Below are 18,089 nucleotides of genomic sequence, written 5' to 3'. Positions count from 1 at the left end.
CTGATCCGAGGATCAGCTCGCTTCCATCAAGCGCCCACACTTATCGGCTGTTAATTTTTAAAGAGCATTTCTGCGAGGAACTTCGTGTTTCTCAGCAGCGCTGCGTTTTCAGCAGCAGAGAAGCGAGATTATGAACCGTGTTTCGCAGATCGTCAACAACTTTTTTCACTACATCGTTGCGACTGCGGGGCTCAACTTCCAGGCCAGTTGCGCGCTCCTGACTGCAGCACACCGCCAACCCTGCTTTCCTCTTCCGCGCCGCGTTTCCGTTAGCGCGAAAGAGGCGTGATTCTAAGCACCCGCCCCCATCTACGCAAGCCCCTTTGTGAAAATATTTTGAAAAAGCCCCCGTGCGCTGACGCGCACAGGGGCTTCGGGCTCGACGGGCCACGCATCGCAACGCGACGCCGTCATCCATTGATATGACGTATATCGAACGCCCCTCTATATAGGCGTTCGCGGAACGGGCAAGGAATCCGGTGCGGTCGAGTATCATGCCGCGACCGAACCACGCACTCATATCGACGATGGACAGCACCACTCAACCCGGCGACGCCGATCTTCGCGACGAATATGCAGCGCTGCGCGAGCGCGCCATCATCCTGGAAGAGCAGGCTCCGCCGCTTCTGCAACGCATCTCGGATCTATTGCCGCGGATCAGCGGCGAATCCGAGCTGGCGGACGAGCATCGTGAGCGACTTGTCGGTGCACGCAACGCAGCGATGGTCTCGATCGAAAACTATCAGCAGGCGATTCCTTTCCTGCAGACGGCCGACTCGATCATCGAGCAACTGGACAAGACGCCCGAGCGCGACGAAGACATCGAGTGGCGTGAATCGCTGCTGCAACGGCTCGACGAACTGATCGACGTTGCAGTCGTGATGATCGACGATGCCGAAGGCTACTTCGAACAGGCGTACGCCTGCGATCTGTCCAGCGTACCGAAAGCCATCCTCGAGGATTGAGCGACGCCGCTCGGGATCGCGTAGCGCACCGGCGTGTGTCGTGTGCGCCGGCCATTCCGATGCTTGCCGGCCTGCAGTGTCAACCTGACGCCTTCGCCGTCACGCAGGCCGCTCCGCTCCCGCAAAAGCTCACCCTTTTCGCTACGCCCCTCGCCCGGGCCGCGCGACACAACTACGGTGCGTCGAGAACGATCGCCTCGCTCACGATCGGCACGCGGATATATCCGCCCTCCGTATCGCCATACGCGTGCGCATTCCCGTCGATCACGTATTGCGCCGTCAATGCGCACAGGGTCGCGTCGCGCGCATCGACGGACTTCAGCGTCGACACGTCGATCCCCAGTCGCTCCAGCAATTGCCGGCGCTGGTTGCGCTTCTGCTTCGCGGACGCCACGGCCTTACCCAGCATCGCGCAGGTGATCGCATAAGGATAGGTTTCGAAGCTCGCGCGCCCGCCCGCATAGCGTGCGCCGGTCAGCAGCGGATAGGCATCCGCGAGCGCGCGGTAGACGCGCTCCCCCGTGAACATCCAGTCGAAGAAGCCGGACGTGCTCGCGACCGCCTGCTCCCGTGACGGCGTCGGAAAGCACGAGATCCGTTCGCGCGCGAGCGCCTGTTCGGCCGCCCGGCGCCCGCTCCCCGTCCACCACAGGCTCGGTGCGTCGACTCCGACGGCCACCACGTCATGGGCGAGACACAGCGCGGGTACCGCCTCGGGCGCGATCCGCGCCTCGCGGCAGACGACCCTCCGCCCACGCAGGATCACGAGATCGCATTGCTTCTTTTCGCCGCCCACATCGACACCCGCCACGGCCGGCGATTGCCGCGCGGCGGACTCGATGGAGCGGGCCGATCGCATGCGGGCGCCTCAGTCCGCCGGCCGTGCGTCGTAGGCAGTGTCGAAGATCGCCTCGAGGCCGGGATGCACCCCGCGCATCGGGTCGACGACCGACTTCGCCCAGTCGAAGTACGCCTGCTTGCGCTCCAGCGGCCAGTCCGCGGGCGGATGTCGCGCGATGTCGCGCAGGTTGCAGATCTTGTCGGCCAGCTTCACGAGCTTCGCGCGCCGGCTGATGGTCGCCGCATGCTCGACCTGCAGGCGCTTGCGCTCCTCCTTCGGCAACGACTTGTCGTCGGTGACTTCCATCACGATGTCCGCCACGTCCTTGCCGAACAGTCGCAGCAGTTCCTGCTCGGTCGTCTCCGTATCCTCGACCGTGTCGTGCAGCACGGCCGCGACGATCACACGCTCGTCCTCGACGCCGGCCTCGTTGGCCAGCACGTCGGCGAGCGCGATCGGATGATTGATGTACGGCGACGCTTCTTCGTCCTTGCGCCGCTGATTGCGATGCTTGTCCGCCGCGAACGCGATGGCGGCTACCAGCTTTTTCATATTCCCCCCTCGTGTGGCCTGACCCGCGACCGGCAGAACCGGCCGCGGGCATTTCGGAACCGCACATACTACCTGCTCGCGATGACCCTGCCCGTGCGCCGGCATTCACGCAGGCCGCGCGTCACGCGCCCACCGGCGCGCGCTGCAGCTCGACCACGTTGACCCGCGCGCCGAATACCTCTCTTACGAGCGGCAGCAGGTGGTCGTGGTGCGTCAGGAACAACACCTGGGTTCGCGTCGACAGATCGCGCAACGCATCGAGGCCGGCCTTCGCGCGCGCATCGTCGAAGTTGATGAAGAGATCGTCGGCCACGAACGGCAGCGCGGTCCGGCTGCCGAGCTGCAGCTCCAGCGCCGCGATCCGCAGCGCGAGGAACAGCTGGTCACGCGTCCCTTCGCTCAACCCGGCAACCTCGACCGATGCCCCCTTCGTCCGCCGTGCGTACAGTGCGGGCGGCGTCCGCTCGGTATCGACGGTCAACCGCGCGAACTCACCCAGCGTGAGACCGGCGAAGATCTCTCCCGCGCGCCTGAGCATCGGCCCCTGCTTCTGGTCGCGATAGCGATCCGTCGCCCACTTCAGCAACCGGCTCGCCGTGGCCGCTTCCAGATACTGTTCGGCTGCATCGCCCATCGCCGCCAGCGCTTCCTGTCGCTTCGACTCCGCAACGGCCGCGTTCGCCTGGCCGTCGATCGCGCCGAACGCCTGATCGGCCACGACCTGTTGCTGTGAAAGCTCGTTCAATCGCTTGCCGACATCGCCGAGCGACTGCTTCACCGCTTCAAGATGCGCCGGTACGTCGGCGATGTCCTGCTCCGCGACCTCGGCTTCGACCGCAGATCGGGACAGGCCGTCGCCGTCGCGCACCAGTGCCTCGTGCGCGGCATCGACCGCCTGCCGAAGCTGGCGCTGGCGATCCGAGCGCTCGGCCAACGGCAGCGCCGCGTCGATCGACGCTACGCCGGCCAGTTGCAGCAGCGGCTGGATGCGCGCATCCGCACCGGCCACCGCGGCGGCCGCATCCGCGACCTTGCCGTCGGCCTGCCGCACGGCCTCGTCGGCACGATCGATCGCACGCGCAATTTCCCTGGCGGCCGCGAGGCGCATCGTCAGCCGGCGCGCAACATCCGGCCAGTCGCCGCTCGTCAGCCACTCCGGCGCGAGCGCCGCGGCAAGCCGCCGTGCGCCCGCCTCCAGCGCGGACAGCTCCGCGCGGATCGCGGCGATCCGGTTGCGCGGCGCGTCGGCATCAGCGAGTTCGGCCGTCACCGTATTGGCAAGCTCGAGCGCACCTTCCGCCGCGGCCAGCGTCGCCGCGCTCGCAGACAGCTTTGCATCGGCCAGCGCGTCGCGCCATTGCACCTGCCACGCATCGTAGGCTGTCTGTGCGTGGCCGGCGCGGGACTGCGCCGTCGCGCACCCGCGTTCGGCTTCCCGCGCGCGATCCTCGAGGCTGTCCTGCTGCGCGAGCGCTTTCTCGGCCGACTGTACGAAGGTCTCGGCGATCGCGACAAGCGCCGCCAGGCCGTCCGACTCGCCACCTCGCGACACGGTACGCAGCGCCGCACGCAGCGCGGCTTCCGCGCCGGCCCGCGCGGCGCGAATCGTGTCGAATTCACGGCGCTGCCGGTCGAGATCGGCCTGCGCGGCGAACACCGTGTCACGCTTCGCAAGCCAGTCGCCCATCGCCGCCAGCGGCATGCCGGGCACCGCGGCCGTCGTCGCAAGCGCAGCCCATGCGTCGCGATGCACGGCGAGCTCTCGCTCACGCTCGTCCAGTGCGGCCTGCCTGCGCGTCGCACCGGCACGCGCGGATTCGACCTGCTGACGCAGCGACTGCAACGTCGCCGCCGCCTGCGTCGCGCCGAGCTGCGCATCGACGAGTTCGTCCGCAAGTCGAATCGCGTCGTCGACCGCAGGTGCGCCCGTGGCGAGATCGACCGCGCCGCTGCGGATATCGCCCCACGCGCCGTCGCGCCGCGCGCGCGCCGCCAGCACGTCAGCGGTCGTGACGACCTTGTGGTTCTCCGCGAAGTGCTTCTCCTGCAGTTCGAGCCGCTCGAGTTCTTCGAGCGCGCTGCCCCGTGCATCGCGTGCGGCAGCTGCCGCGCTCGCGCGTTCGCTGTCTTCCTTCAGCAGCGCGCCGAGCCGCGCCGCCGACGGCACGTCGAGCGCACGCAGCGTGTCGACCGGCATGCGCCACTGGCCGAGCGCATCGAGTGCGCCGGACAACGTGCGTTCGGCGGCAGCGATTTCCTGTTCGAGTGCCAGCTCGCGCTGGCCGCTGTTGCGAAAGCCCTGCGCATCGGCCAGCGCCGCACGCAGCGCTTCCGGCACATCGACGGTCGACAGGCGCGCCTGTTGTTCCTGCACCTGCGCAAGCTCGCGCGTACGTTCGTCGAGCGATTCGCGCGCGCCGGCAAGCGCCTGGTGCAACGCACCGTATTCGCGCAACAGGTTCGCGACGGTCTTCAGCGACAGCGCCGTCGGCAGCGACGCACGCAGCGACGCTTCGTCCGTCGGCCAGTCGAGCTGGGCGGCCGCGGCACATGCGGCGGACAGGTGCCGCTCGACGTCCGCGCCGAGCAGCAGCAAATCCTGCGCGTGATTCATGCACGCGCCACGCAGCCGGTCGAGCGCTTCGATGTCGGCTTCGAGCGCCAGCGTGTCGGCATCGGCGTCGATCGCATCGCGCGCCTGCCGTTTCGCGAGCAGGTCGGCACGCCGTTCCTCGAGCACCTTCTGTTCGGCCGCGAGATCGCCTTGCGCCTTCAGCAGATCCGCATACGCGGTGGGCGGCAACTCGACGACCGCGCCCAGCTCCGCCAGCGCCGCGTCCTTGACCGTCAGCTCCTTCAGGTACGGCGCCAGTCGTCGCACGCGTTCGAGCTTCGAGCGCAGCGCTTCGAGCCGGCGCTGTTCCGCGCGTGCCTGCTCGATCTGCTGCTCGACTGCTTCGCGCGCGTCCTTGCGATCGACCCAGTCGCGCGTGCGCACCTGAACCGTCTTCAGCTCGGTCACGGCTTCGTTGAATGACGTTTCCGCGAGCGCAAACGCGCTACCGCTGCGACGCGGCGCCCAGAGCTCGACCGAACGCGCGTCGAGCTCCTCGCGCACCGGCCCGAGACTGCCGACACCGGCAGCCGATTCGAACAGCACCTGGCCGAGCTTGTCGGAGGCGTCGAGAATGCTCCGGCCGCCGTCGACCAGGCGCCCGTGATCGAGCCCGAACATCTGCTCGAAGAATTCGCGCGTGGCGCCGTCGAGGACAGCGGCCAGAAAGTCGTCGGGCAGTTTGTCGTCGGCGGGTGTGCGCAGCGGACTGCGCCCGCGCGCGCGGTGGAACGCGAGTTCGCCCGTGCCGCTCTCCAGCACGCCGCCGATCCGCAGTTCGGGCGTGCTGTGCAGGAAATCGAGCGGGGTCTGCAGCTTCATCCCGAACAGCAGTTCCGACACGGCCGTGCGGATCGTCGACTTGCCGGCCTCGTTCGGCCCCACGATCACATGGAAATCCTCGCCGGCCGACGGGAAACGCAGCGTCTCGTCGGTGAACTTGCCGTACTTGAACAGATCGAGCCGATTGATGCGCATCGCTTATTCCCCCCGCGCCAGCCGCGCGAGCAGCGCCGGCCCGACCTGCTCGACGAGCGCCGTGAGCTCGCCCGCGCGTGCCATCGTCAGCAACGGCACCTCTTCCTTCACGTCGCTGCGCACCTTGCCGACGAACGGCTTCAGGTCGCGTTCGAGCAGCTCGAGGAAATCCGGATCGCGCGCGGCATCGGCCAGGATCTGCTTCAGGTCCTCCAGCGCTTCAAGCTGCTCGCTTTCGCCCGGCTGATGATCGGCGGCAGACGTCGCGAGCCGGACCTTCTCGAGCCACAGCCGCTCGTTGCCGATGATGCCGATCTGGTTCAGCACCTCCGCGCGCAGCTGCGGCGCGCGGCCGAAAAAGAGGCCATGCGCGGGCGTACGCCCCGTGACCGTCACGCGCACCGCGCGCGGCACATGGCCGTCGACGGTCAGCAGCGCTTCCAGCGACTGGCCGATCTTTCTCGACAGGTCGGCGACGGTGAAGCAGTCGGACGCGTCGACCGTCACGGCTTCCCAGCGCAGCACGTCGAGATACAGCCGCTCGACCTGCGTGCGGCCTTGCTCGACCGTCACGAGCACCGCGCCGCGACGGCCCGTCTCGCGAATATGGCGCCCCTGCAGGTTGCCGGGAAACACCACCGTGGACAATCCCGACCATTGCTGGAATTCGTGCACGTGGCCGAGCGCCCAGTAGTCGTAGCCTTTCGCGTGCAGTTCGGCCAGCGTGCACGGCGCATAGTTCGCGTGCGCCGCATAGCCTTCGAGCGCCGTGTGCAGCACGCCGATGTTGTAGTAACCGGGTACCGGGTCCGGGTAGCCGATCGCGAGATTGTCGACGACGGCCTTGTCCTTGAAGCTCTGCCCGTGCAGCGCGACGTCGAATTCAGGCAGCTTGTGGGTTTCCGCCTTGCGGTGGCCGAACACGGTGACGTTGTCGGGCAACGTCAGCTTCTTCGTCATCTCGCTTTCGGCATCGTGGTTGCCGCCGAGGACGAACGCGCGGATGCCGGCCTTGCGCAGGCGCCCCATCTGCTGGCCGAAGAAGATGCCCGTGTTGTGATCTTTCCAGTCGCCGTCGTACAGGTCACCGGCGATCACGAGGAACGCGACTTCCTCTTCGATCGCACGATCCACGAGCTGCCGCAGCGCCTCGCGCGACGCGTTGCGCAACTGCGCGGCCGGCGCGTCGGGATACGCGCTCAGGCCGTGCAACGGGCTGTCAAGGTGTATGTCTGCCGCGTGGATGAACTTCACGAAGATTCCTCTGTTTCATGACGATAGGGGCCTGCGATCGCCTGACGATGCCGCCAGCCGGGCCGTCAGTCGCAATCCTGGTAGCCGCCGAGTTCGCCGCAATGGATACAGCGAAACATATACGCTGTCGGCGAGCCGTCCTTGTCGAGCGCGGCGAAGAAATGCTCCCACTCGCCGCCCTCGTCGAGTCCGGTCGATTCCCGAATCGACGCGACCGCCTGCGGGCCGAGCGCCGTCAGTTCGCCTGCACCGGCCCGGCCAATGAACTGCGCGCCATCGCCGCAATGCGTCCACCACCGTTCCTGCTGCCAGCCCTGAAAGCCCGGCGTGCGGCAGGCGATTTCGTCGACGACCGCGTCGGGCACTGCGTCCCATTCGCCGCCACCGATGCCGTACGTGTCGGTAAAAACTGCATCGAACCGCGCGTGCGCCGAGCCGTCGGCGATGCACCACGGACAGATGCATTGCTCGTACTCGTCGACCGCATACACGGGGCCGGCGTACACATAACCGCGTGCATCGCCGCAGCACACGCAGCGTGCGTCCGAGCGAATCACGCTACCCGTTGCGAGCGGGTCGGGATGGTACCTGAAAGCGGGCAGCGACATGAGGTTCTCCGTCGGACCGGAACGTGGGGAAGCACGCGATGCGAATTCGAACAGCCATTGTGCCGCAGCCCGGCCGCGTTACTGCGAAACCTCGGCCTCGACAAACGTGCCGTTCGCGAAACGATAGACGCGATGCGTTGCACCGCCGTGAGAGAGATATTCCCACCGGATGTCGATGCCGGCCGGGTCGTCGCGCCAGGCGATCGCCAGGTAGGGCGATTGCGCGCCATCCTTGGTGTCGAGCGAAACGGAGTCGATGCAGCTTTGAACCGGCAGCGCGAAACGCGGCACCGCGCGGACGCCGTGCAGTTCCAGCACGTACAGCGCCCCCTCTTCGCCCGCCCCGCAGTATCCGGTCGGACGGCTGTTCGACGAGCGGTTGACGACGACCAGCAGATAGTCGTTGCCGTCGATCCGCTTAGTATGGTCCGACGGGAAGGCAACACTCGATGCATCGCGCAATGCCCGGCGGAGCGCGGCCGGCACGATCAATGCCGATTTCCTGTGGCGCGCTGCATCGACCTCGAACAACCCCGGGCGCGTCCATTCGATCTCGTGACCGTTGGCGAGCCGCACCGATTCGGGCGCCGGCGTTTCGGCGAACGCAACGGCAGCGTTCGAGGCCAGCAGCGCCAGCGCCGCGAGCTTCAACGCAATCGATTTCGTCGGGGTGATCCGTGTCCGCATGATTCGCGCAGGATTGTCGTGCAGTTCACCGAATGCGCCGGCATGCCGTTCGGGCAGCCCCGATTCAGGATCGCCTCGCGTGCATCGTTCGTCACGACGCACGCGGCCGATCCACGACGTGCCGTCACTCGCCGCGCGGTACCGGCGGCGGAGCATAGCCGTTGTCATTGCCGGGGAACGGATTCGCGTTCCGGCGCAGCGCTTCCTCGTCGTTCTCCTTCTGCGCGAACACCGCGACGCCGATCACGCCGACGTTCGCGGCATCGCCGTACTTCGAATTCGCGACATAGCTGTCGGGCACCGCCGCGAAGCGAAACGCGGCGACTTCGTCGCGGCTCTTGCGGAAGCCCTCGATCGTCAGCGTGCGCCCCGGATACAGCACGTAACCGCCGTTCGTATAGCTGCCCGGCCGCCCCGACAGCACGTCGAGCCCGTCGACGCTCGACACGACCTCGAACGTGCGGCGCCCCTGGTTGCGCAGCACGATCATGTAGCGCGAACCTTCGACGCCCGCCATGTGCCAGCGGCCATTGCTACGCGCGAGACGCAGCGGTGCGCCCTTTTCGTCCGTGAACGACAGCGCGATGTCGCCGTTGGCGAGCGCGACGCGGGTCGGCAACCGGCGAACCTGGGAGGCTGGCGGATGTCCGGGCAACGCATCGTTGTAGTAGACCGACGCGAGATCCGTCGGCTTCGCCGGATCCGCGCGTTCGAAATCGACCTGGCGGGTTTCGGATCGCACCGACTCGCCCCATGCCGTGCCGAGCCCGCGGCGTTCGCTGGCGTCCGGTGCGGCGGCGGACGCGCTGGTGCTGCCGGACGGCGCGGGCGATGTTGCGCAAGCGGTCAGCCAGAGCGCGCAGGCGAGCGCGAGAAGACGGAACAGGGTGGTCATGACGTGAAGCCTCGGAATGTTATCGGGCCGCGCCGGGCTGGCCGGAACGGCGTTTTGGTGTCGTCTGTCGTCACGATGTCGATCGGACATGCCGGCCCGTATCGGCCGGCGCCGCGATCGCGGCGGACCGGCAACCGGGAGCCCCGCTATTTAAGCATGGCGGGCGGGCAATGGGCAGGGGGCCACCTGCCAACGACGTTGCGATGATGAGTCCGGCACCGTCCTGGATGGTCGCTCCCGCCATGGTGCGCTGCGTAACGATCGTTTCCGGCACGCACGCCTCTTCGACGACCTTGACGCCCGGAATCTTCGTCGGATCGGCGGCCGCTCGCTATTGCCGGGTGAAATCGCCCGGCGTCGAATCGTGAGCCCCATGCGACGCACGGGGCGCGTCGTGGTCCCTGCACCACGCGTCGACCTCGCGTCTGGCTATCGGCAACGATTCAAACCAACACCCATTCATGCAGTCGCCACGGAGCACGCTGTGCTCCGGGCAATCGAGCCTCTCACTTGCCGTCGCTGACGACACTGTCTGCTATCTGAGCGTCTTGCACCGCGACGCCGGTCAGGTCCGCGACCGTGATCTGCATGGCATCCCGGTCATCTCTCGCGCGCCCTCCTCGCGCAAGCACGTCGCCGAGTTCCAGCAGTGCCCTTTCCTGTATCAACCCGGCGGACAACGCGTGTGAAATTTCGCCGTACTTGCAGCATTGCTCGATCGAGTCGACGACGATTGCATTCGCTCTCGCGACAATCTGCGCGTCCAGTTCCTGTTTTCCCGGACCGTCGGCACCGACTGCGGTAATGTGAGTACCTGCAGAGATCCATTCGGACTTCAGCAAGGCTTCGCGTGACGGCGTTGCCGTCACGATGAGGTTCGCGTTTCGCGCAACCGGTTCCGGGTCGTCGTGAAACGTGACGTTGAATCCTTGCGCAGACATATCGGCCACGAAGCGCTGGCCCTGTTCGGCGTCCGGCCCCCACGCGTGGACTTCGCGGCAGGTCGTGACGGGCTTCAGGTATTCGAGCTGGAACCTCGCCTGATCGCCCGTTCCGATGATTCCGATGGCGCGCACCTCGCGCGGCGCCAATACCTGGGCGGCAAGCCGGCCGGCGATCGCCGTGCGGACCGACGTCAGCCATCCGCCATCCTGCAGCAAGGCGACCGGCTCGCCCGTTTTCGCCGAGAAGATCATCACGAGGCCGCTGTTCGTCGGCAAACCCAATGCGGGATTGTTGTAGAAACCGGCAGACACCTTGACCGCGAAAGTCTCCGCGCCGTCGACATACGCGGACTTGATGCAGCAATCACCGTTAGCCGCGGCGAAATAAAAATTCTGGATAGGCGGAACGAGCACCGCTTTCCGGGAATAGGCAATGAACCCCTTCTCGATCATTCGCACCGCGCGATCGGCGTCGAATCGCGCGACGATCTCTTCCTTGCTCCAGATCTTCATTTCACCGCCTCGACGAATTTTTCCAGCATGATGTTCCGGCCACACAGGATCACGGCCACCGCACGTCCCTGGTATTCAGGCGCGCGCTTCAGCATCGACGCCAACGCGACGCCCGCCGCGCCCTCCACCATCCAGCGGTCGGTCTGCGCAACCAGCTTCATGGCTGCCTTGATTTCTTCTTCGGTGACGAGACTCGTGTCGGTAATCACGTTCCGCGCGATGTCGAACGTGATGCTATCGGGTTCGACGCCTCCGGCCGTGCCATCGGAAATCGTGTCGAGCTCTTCGCTCTCGACAATCCTGCCCGCCTTCAACGAGCTGTAGAGTGCCGTCGAATTGGCCGGCCAGCATCCCACGACCGCCACTTCGGGAATCAGGCGGCTGACGGCCGTACCGACGCCGGAAATCAGCCCGCCTCCGCCCACCGACGCAAACACCGCGGCAAGCTTCGCATTTTCCGCGCGCGCCTGTTCATGTATCTCGATCCCGATCGTGCCTTGACCGGCGATCACATCGATGTCGTTGTAAGGGGAAACGAACGTCATCCCCTTCAGTTTCGCCTGGCGAGCGGCTTCGAGTTCGACGCCGAGACTCGAGTCGTCAAGGGTAATGACCTCCGCACCGAGCGCACGGATGGCCTCGAGCTTGACCGGAGATGCCGTGCTCGCCGCGTAGACCGTGACCGGCACGCCCGCAAGCTTGCCCGCAAGCGCGACACCCTGACCATGGTTTCCGCTCGACACGGTCAGAATGCCGTTTCGCCGCGTCTGCGCATCCAGGAGCCGCACCTTGTTCGTGGCACCACGAAACTTGAACGATCCGGTGTGCTGCAGGTGCTCGCACTTCAGATATACCTGGCATCCCGAAACCGCAGACAGCATCGGGCTGAACGTGAACGGCGTCACGGCCACCTGAGGACGAATCGCGCGATGCGCTTCCTCTATCCGGTCAAACAAATCTTCTGTCACCCTTCACCTCTTAGCTCTTTCAGATAGTTGAAAATCGTCGCGCGCCCCAACGCCAGGACCTTTGCGACATAATTCGCGGCGCTCTTTCCATTGAACGCGCCTTCCGCATACAACGCAGCAACGAGTTCGCGCTTGTGCTCCCGTGTCAGCATCGACAACGTGAGCTTGCGCTCCTGCAGCCAGTGATCGAGGAAGACATTCACCCGATCCTGCCAATCGTCGCGGAACAGCTTCTCCGGTTGCGGCTGCAGCACCGCGCTCGACAGCAACAATTCGAGCGCCTGCTTTGCCTGATCGAGCGCAGCCTGGTGAAAATTGATGCACATGACCCCGACAGGCTCACCCGACTCGGTCCGCAACACGGCACTGATCGAGCGGATCTTGCGACCGTCCCAGCCGAGCTTTTCGTACGGCCCGATCACATTCTCCCGTTCGTCGAAACCGATTTCCTCGAGCGCTGAATCGTCGCCGACCTCCCGCTTGGACAAGTTGTTCGCAACGTATGCGACCGTTTGCGTCGAGAGGTCGTGCAGCACGACTTCCGTATAAGGCTGGAACAGCAGCGCGATCGCGTCGGCAACCGCGCGGTGCGGGGCAACCTGCCCCGTACTCGCCGGTCGTTTGCCGCGCTTCGCCGTCGCGCTCGTCTTGGTCCGATCGCCCGTCTTGCCAGTGGATCCGTTGGAGGGGGGTTGTGCTCTGCTCATGTCTGTTTTTCCGAATCGATGCAGACCTGACGCAGTACACGTCCGTCTCCGGTCAATGCACGGCCAGGTCCACCGTAAAATACTTTTTCAGAAGCTGCTGATAGGTGCCGTTGCGCTTGAGTTCGGCAAATGCACCATTGAGCGCCTCGCGAAGCTGGTTGTCGCCCTTGCGCACCGCAATGCCGACACCCGTGCCGATGATTTTCGCATCATTGACGGGGTTCCCGGCGAATGCGAAATCCTTCCCGTTCGGCTTGCCCAGGAACCCGAGGCTCGCCGACGTCGCGTCCACGAACGTTGCGTCGATACGCCCCGTCACGAGGTCCGCATACGCCTCGTCCTGGGTCTGATAGCTCTGCACGCTCACATGCTTCGGCGCCCACATCTGTTTCGCATACTGTTCCTGGATCGACCCCTGCAGCACGCCGACGCTATGCCCCGCGAGTGCCTCGGGCGTCGGCCGCAGCGTGCTGCCCTTGCGGGCGACGAGCTGGGCCGGCGTCAGATACAGCGGCACCGTGAAATCCACTTGTTCGGCCCGTTTCGCGTTGATGTTCATCGCCGAATCGATTGCGTCGAACTTGCGCGCCTGCAACGCGGGGATCAAGCCGTCGAAGGCGTTCTCCACCCACACGCATTTCGCCTTCAGTTGCGCGCAGAGTGCATTCCCGAGGTCGATGTCGAAGCCCTCGAGCTGTCCGGACGTCGCCTTCGATTCGAACGGGGGATAGGCGGCTTCCAGGCCGAACCGAATGGTCTTGATGCCTTCCGCTTGAACCCCTTCTCCCCACATCGCCATCGCCGCAAGCGCAACCGCGAACACCGCGCGAACTCCTTGCTTCCTCATCGCTGTCTCCTCACACCAGGTTAGGTCCATGAAACGATCGATGCAGCGAGCGCGTCGCGTCTTCAGGAAAGAGACCGGAATGCCTGGCCGCCTTGCCGTCGACATCGATTGATCGTCATGTACTTTTTAGTCTAAACTGGATTTTATGATCCATCAAGACGAATGCATTCCGTGTCATCCGCATCCTCGCCCTCGAAACCGGGGTGCGGATCGCTGCATCCGACGTCGCCGACACGCGACGCAATCCTGTAACCGCAAGGGGTATGTCAATGACTCGACTGAATATCGACTGGCAACTCGACGGACGCCAGGCGGCCTACCTGGAACTGCCGAGCTCCACCGACACGAGCGCCTGGCAAAATCTGCGCATCCCGGTCTTCTTTTTCCGGAACGGCATCGGACCGTCGACGCTGCTGCTGGGTGGAAGTCATGGCGATGAATACGAAGGCCAGATTGGGCTATCGAAGCTCGCGCATGCGCTCGACGCGCGCGAGATCACGGGCTCGGTCATCATCATCCCGTCGTTGAATCTGCCTGCCGTATTGGCCGGCGCCCGCCTGTCCCCGCTGGACGGCTGCAACCTGAATCGGGAATTTCCGGGCAACGACAGAGGCTCGGTCACGCAGCGCCTCGCTCATTTCATTTCGCACGAACTCGTTCCGCGCGTCGACCACGTGGTCGACCTGCATTCCGGTGGTCGCACCCTGCACTTTCATCCGTGCATGTTCGTTCACGAGCAAGCCGACGAATCACGCACGGCCGCGTTCGTCGACGCCGCGAGAAGCTTCGGCGCCCCCTTCACGGTCGTGCTGCGCGAGGATCATGCCGACGTCATGATCGACGACGTGGTAGAGCGCGCCGGAAAGCTGATGCTCGCAAGCGAACTCGGCGGCAGTGCGCGGGTCACGCCGGCAACGATCAAGCTCACGCATGACGGGCTGCATCGGCTGCTGCGACATCTCGGGCACTTCCGTCACGCAGACGGTCGAACTCCGGCGCCCGCCTCCCGCGTGCTCCACGTACCCGGCCCCGCATACACGGTGCTGGCCGACGATACGGCGCTCTTCGAACCCATGGTCGAGCTTGGGGAAGCGGTTCGGCAGGGAGACGTTCTAGGGGTTCAGCATTACATCGACCGGACGACGCCACCTGCCGCGGTTCACGCGCCACGGGATGGCGTACTGCTCTGCCTGAACGGCCAGGCACTCGTGCGACGCGACGATACCGTGGCGGTCATCGCCGTACCGTTCTCTCCGCGCGGGCATGCGAATTGACCCGCGCAGCGCCCGCAAGACCACGCCGACATCGTGACTCGCGATGTGAACCCATCCGGATTGGCAGACGAAAGATGCCCCCTCGCAAACCGAAAAAAGCCATCGCCGATCAACGCGCACTCGATCGATACCGGCGTATCGCCGACGGCATCGCCGCCCTGTTTTTCCCTTTCGCGGAAGTCGTGATCCACGATCTCGCGACGCAAACCGTCGCTTATATCGCCAACAATCTCTCGAAGCGCGAAGCCGGGGACGACTCCGCCCTGGACGAATTCAAGGCGCCCGTGATCGAGAACGTGATGGGACCGTACGAGAAAACGAACTGGGACGGCCGTCAGATGCGCTGCGTCAGCGTCCTCGTGCCGGGGGAATCGCCGGAGCCGATCGGGGTCGTGTGCATCAACTTCAATATCGCGGCATTCAACGACGTCAAACACGCGCTCGACCTGTTCGTTACCGGTGCAGGCCTCGTGCGACCGCCGGAAGAACTTTTCAGGGATGACTGGCAGGAGCGCATCAACACGTTTCTTCACACGTGGCTACGCGAACGTCAGCTCGCACTCAACACGCTGTCGCGAAAGCACAAGCGCGAGCTCGTGGAGGCGTTGTACGCGCAGGGTGGCTTCAACGGCAAGAGCACCGCCAACTATGTCGCGAGCGTTCTCGACATGGGGCGCGCGACCGTCTACAAGCACTTGAGGGACATGCGCGGATTCGAATGACGGATTCGGCACCGCTCCGGTGCTGAATCCGCATGTCGGTCGCGCCGCTCGGGCGCCGCAACAGCCCACCCGAGCGGTTCGATACCCGTGCTCGTCAGCGTGCCTTCGTACGCAGGAAATCCGATACGCGCGCCAGCCCCTTCTCGAGGACATCCCGGTGGTTTGCATAACCGATCCGGATGTAGCCCTCCATCTCGAGCGCGCTCCCCGGCGTGAACATCACGCCCGTCGCGTCCAGCAATTCAACGCAGAACTCTCGCGACGGCATGTCGTACGCATATTTCAGGAGCGCGGTCGTTCCCGATTTCGGCTTGATCCAGGAAATCGCGGGCTCCCGATCGACCCACGCCTCGAGGATCGCGAGATTGGTGCGGACGATATCGAGGTTGCGCTTCATGATCGCATCGCGATGCTCGAGCGCCAGCGTTGCGAAGTAATCGTCGATCATCCCCACGCTGATGGTGTTGTAGTCGCGATGGACGGCGACTGCCTGAATCAGCTCGGTCGGACCGGCGATCCAGCCCAGACGCAGCCCTGCGAGCGAATAGGTCTTCGACATGCTGGCCGTGCTGATGCCCTTTTCGTAGAGGTCCGCGATCGATGCGCTATACCCGCTCCCCTCCTGATCCGTGCCGCGATACACCTCGTCGCAAAGGACATAGGCGCCGCAACGGCGAGCGATATCCGCGACCTTGCCCAGGAACGCTTCGTCCATCAGCGATCCCGTCGGGTTGTTCGGGTTGTTGATGGCGATGAGTCGCGTTTTCCCGTCGACGAGCGACTCCAGTTCGGCGAGATCCGGCAAGAAGCCGTTCTCTTCGCGAAGCTTCAGGACCTTGACGTTCGCGCCATAGCTCTCCGGAATCGAGTAGTGCTGCTGGTAGGTCGGCATGACCGAGACGACCGTGTCGCCGGGTTCGACGAGCGTTTCGTAGATCAGCGCATTCCCGCCGATGGCGCCGTGCGTCACGATGACGTTTGCCACCGACTGCTTCGCATACGTGCGAGCGATGGCCTCGCGCAGTCGGGATGTCCCTTCGATCGCGCCGTACGTCAGCTTCATCGGCCGCAGATCGTCGAGCACCGACTCCTGGCGACCGGTCAGCGTGAGAAGCTGGTCGACGGTCAGCGATTCGACGCACGTTTCCGCCAGGTTGTAGGTGCAGTGGTGCTCGTAAAGATCCATCCAGCGCTCGACACCGAATTCCTTGATTTTCATGTCAGTCCGTTCCTTTGATATGGATTGCGCGATCTGCCATCGGCCGCGCGTGTAGAAAGCGAGTAGGTGGGCACTTCGTCCGGCACGACATCTCCACCGCAGGCGGCTTCCGCCCGTTGCCCGATCGCGAATTCCACTGCGACCCGACATTCCTGCGGGACAACCTGCACAAAGTATCCGCTTCCTAAACTCAAATGTCCATAGTAGACTGAAAAATCCAATTTCAGCCGTGGAGCCCGACGCTCGCCGGGAGTCGCCGAACGAGCGCCCCTTCGGCGATCGCTCTCCCACGGCGCCGAACCACATTCGAGGAGACGACGCATGACCTATCGACGCACCGAGATTTCCCTGCCGTCGCCGGCACCGGGTGTTGCGCTCAGCCTGACGACACACCGGTTCGGCAATATCGATCACGGCCGCAGCATCTATTTCCACGCCGGCCTGCATGCTGACGAGCATCCCGGCCTGCTCGTCCTGCAACACATGCTCGAGGCGCTGCACGCGCTGGACCGGGCCGGGCGCATCGACGGTTGCGTCACGGTCGTCCCGTTTGCCAATCCGATCGGCCTGTCGCAGCGGCTCTTTGGTCCGGTCGTCGGGCGCTTCGATTTCGAGAACGGCGAGAACTTCAACCGGAATTTCCCGGCACTCGGGCGAGCCGTCGAGCAGCGTTTGCGCGAAGACGATGCATCGAGCCTCTCGCGTTCCGAGTGGAAGCGTTTCTTTCGCGGCCTGCTGGACGGCGGCAACGCAATGAGCCCCGCTGCCGCAATGAAGCTTGAATTGGCCAGGCTGGCGATCGAGCATGACATCGTCATCGACCTTCACTGCGACACCGATGCCATCGCCCACGTCTACGCATCGGCGCTCCAGCGCGAACGCGCAATGAAGGTGGCGCGGTGGGTCGACGCCCCGGTGGTTCTACTGGAACCGGCAGGAGCCGGAGGTGGCGCATTCGACCAGAGCCATTCGGGTGCGTGGGGTGCGCTGCAGCGAGCCGGCCTGCTCGATGGCGAGGCGAGCGGTTTTTCCGCGACGATCGAATTGCGCGGCCAGTCGGACGTCAACGACGAACTCGCGTCGACCGATGCCGGAAGGTTGCTGCGCTTCGCCGAATCCGAAGGTGTCCTGTCTTTGCCAGACCGATTCGACGATTGCGCCGGAATCGCGTCACCCGAAGCATTTCCGCTGGAAGGCGCGGCCCATGTCCGTTGCCCTTGCGCCGGCGTGATCGTGTATCGGTGCGCCCCCGGGGACCGGATTGCCGCTGGCGAGACGTTTGCCGAAATCGTTCGCCTCGACAGCACGGAGATCAATTCGCGCGTTCCGGTCGTCAGCCCGATTGACGGCGTGATGGTCGTGCGCCAGCTCCAGAAGCTCGTGCGCCCGGGACAACGCGCGGCACTGATCGCCGGCAACGCGCCGCTCGTCGATCGCGATCCAGGCAATTTGCTGCTGGATTTCTGACCGTTCGTCGACACGCATCCCGTTCGTCTCAGGC

Annotated in this window: 16 protein-coding genes; 4 read left to right on the top strand and 12 right to left on the bottom strand. The window is 64.9% G+C overall.

The window, feature by feature from the left end:
- Positions 1-527 precede the first annotated feature (527 nt).
- Positions 528-965, top strand: coding sequence for an ATPase (locus BDI24065_RS11890; RefSeq protein ID WP_254609735.1), 438 nt, complete (start codon positions 528-530; stop codon positions 963-965).
- A gap of 172 nt (positions 966-1,137) precedes the next feature.
- Here BDI24065_RS11890 and BDI24065_RS11885 read toward each other — a convergent pair whose 3' ends face one another.
- The 11 genes from BDI24065_RS11885 to BDI24065_RS11835 all read right to left on the bottom strand — a co-directional run bounded on the left by BDI24065_RS11885 (position 1,138) and on the right by BDI24065_RS11835 (position 13,403).
- Positions 1,138-1,824 carry a DUF429 domain-containing protein gene (locus BDI24065_RS11885; RefSeq protein ID WP_175031411.1) on the bottom strand — a complete coding sequence of 229 codons (687 nt, stop codon included), beginning with the start codon at positions 1,822-1,824 and terminating at the stop codon, positions 1,138-1,140.
- Positions 1,825-1,833: 9 nt separating this feature from the next.
- Positions 1,834-2,358, bottom strand: coding sequence for an HD domain-containing protein (locus tag BDI24065_RS11880; protein WP_043185438.1), 525 nt, complete (start codon positions 2,356-2,358; stop codon positions 1,834-1,836).
- 121 nt (positions 2,359-2,479) lie between these two features.
- Complete coding sequence (locus BDI24065_RS11875) at positions 2,480-5,950, bottom strand: ATP-binding protein (protein WP_175031410.1); 3,471 nt, start codon at positions 5,948-5,950, stop codon at positions 2,480-2,482.
- A gap of 3 nt (positions 5,951-5,953) precedes the next feature.
- Positions 5,954-7,204: a metallophosphoesterase family protein gene (locus tag BDI24065_RS11870; protein WP_175031409.1), complete on the bottom strand. Its 1,251-nt coding sequence runs from the start codon at positions 7,202-7,204 to the stop codon at positions 5,954-5,956.
- A 65-nt stretch (positions 7,205-7,269) separates the two neighbouring features.
- Entirely contained in the window at positions 7,270-7,812 is a 543-nt protein-coding gene (locus tag BDI24065_RS11865; protein WP_175031408.1) for a CbrC family protein, read from the bottom strand.
- Positions 7,813-7,890: 78 nt separating this feature from the next.
- Positions 7,891-8,463 carry a hypothetical protein gene (locus tag BDI24065_RS11860; RefSeq protein ID WP_175031407.1) on the bottom strand — a complete coding sequence of 191 codons (573 nt, stop codon included), beginning with the start codon at positions 8,461-8,463 and terminating at the stop codon, positions 7,891-7,893.
- A 160-nt stretch (positions 8,464-8,623) separates the two neighbouring features.
- A complete protein-coding gene (locus BDI24065_RS11855) occupies positions 8,624-9,394 on the bottom strand; it encodes a hypothetical protein (protein WP_175031406.1) in 771 nt (256 codons plus the stop codon).
- 506 nt (positions 9,395-9,900) lie between these two features.
- Complete coding sequence (locus BDI24065_RS11850) at positions 9,901-10,851, bottom strand: ornithine cyclodeaminase family protein (protein ID WP_175031405.1); 951 nt, start codon at positions 10,849-10,851, stop codon at positions 9,901-9,903.
- Complete coding sequence (locus tag BDI24065_RS11845; protein ID WP_175031404.1) at positions 10,848-11,819, bottom strand: threonine/serine dehydratase; 972 nt, start codon at positions 11,817-11,819, stop codon at positions 10,848-10,850. The genes BDI24065_RS11850 and BDI24065_RS11845 overlap by 4 nt, the downstream gene beginning before the upstream one ends.
- Positions 11,816-12,526, bottom strand: coding sequence for a helix-turn-helix transcriptional regulator (locus tag BDI24065_RS11840; protein ID WP_175031403.1), 711 nt, complete (start codon positions 12,524-12,526; stop codon positions 11,816-11,818). The genes BDI24065_RS11845 and BDI24065_RS11840 overlap by 4 nt, the downstream gene beginning before the upstream one ends.
- Positions 12,527-12,578: 52 nt before the next feature.
- Positions 12,579-13,403 carry an ABC transporter substrate-binding protein gene (locus BDI24065_RS11835; protein ID WP_175031423.1) on the bottom strand — a complete coding sequence of 275 codons (825 nt, stop codon included), beginning with the start codon at positions 13,401-13,403 and terminating at the stop codon, positions 12,579-12,581.
- A gap of 239 nt (positions 13,404-13,642) precedes the next feature.
- Here BDI24065_RS11835 and BDI24065_RS11830 point away from each other — a divergent pair, with 239 nt between their 5' ends.
- Together BDI24065_RS11830 and BDI24065_RS11825 are read left to right on the top strand one after the other, a co-directional pair.
- Positions 13,643-14,647 (top strand): succinylglutamate desuccinylase/aspartoacylase family protein, encoded by a 1,005-nt coding sequence (locus BDI24065_RS11830; RefSeq protein WP_175031402.1) that lies wholly within the window; start codon positions 13,643-13,645, stop codon positions 14,645-14,647.
- 74 nt (positions 14,648-14,721) lie between these two features.
- Positions 14,722-15,369 carry a helix-turn-helix transcriptional regulator gene (locus tag BDI24065_RS11825; protein ID WP_175031422.1) on the top strand — a complete coding sequence of 216 codons (648 nt, stop codon included), beginning with the start codon at positions 14,722-14,724 and terminating at the stop codon, positions 15,367-15,369.
- 94 nt (positions 15,370-15,463) lie between these two features.
- Here the strand turns inward: BDI24065_RS11825 and BDI24065_RS11820 are convergent, their stop codons facing one another.
- The gene (locus tag BDI24065_RS11820) at positions 15,464-16,588 is read right to left on the bottom strand and encodes an aminotransferase (RefSeq protein ID WP_175031401.1); all 1,125 of its coding nucleotides are present in this window, start codon (positions 16,586-16,588) and stop codon (positions 15,464-15,466) included.
- A 321-nt stretch (positions 16,589-16,909) separates the two neighbouring features.
- Here BDI24065_RS11820 and BDI24065_RS11815 point away from each other — a divergent pair, with 321 nt between their 5' ends.
- On the top strand, positions 16,910-18,055 hold the full coding sequence (locus tag BDI24065_RS11815; protein WP_175031400.1) for a succinylglutamate desuccinylase/aspartoacylase family protein: 1,146 nt from the start codon (positions 16,910-16,912) through the stop codon (positions 18,053-18,055).
- The last annotated feature ends 34 nt before the right edge of the window (positions 18,056-18,089 follow it).

Source organism: Burkholderia lata, from assembly GCF_902499025.1.
GTDB classification, from domain to species: Bacteria; Pseudomonadota; Gammaproteobacteria; order Burkholderiales; family Burkholderiaceae; genus Burkholderia; species Burkholderia lata_C.
Note: the sequence above shows the minus strand (reverse complement) of the source record. Positions and strands in the feature narration are given on the sequence as shown.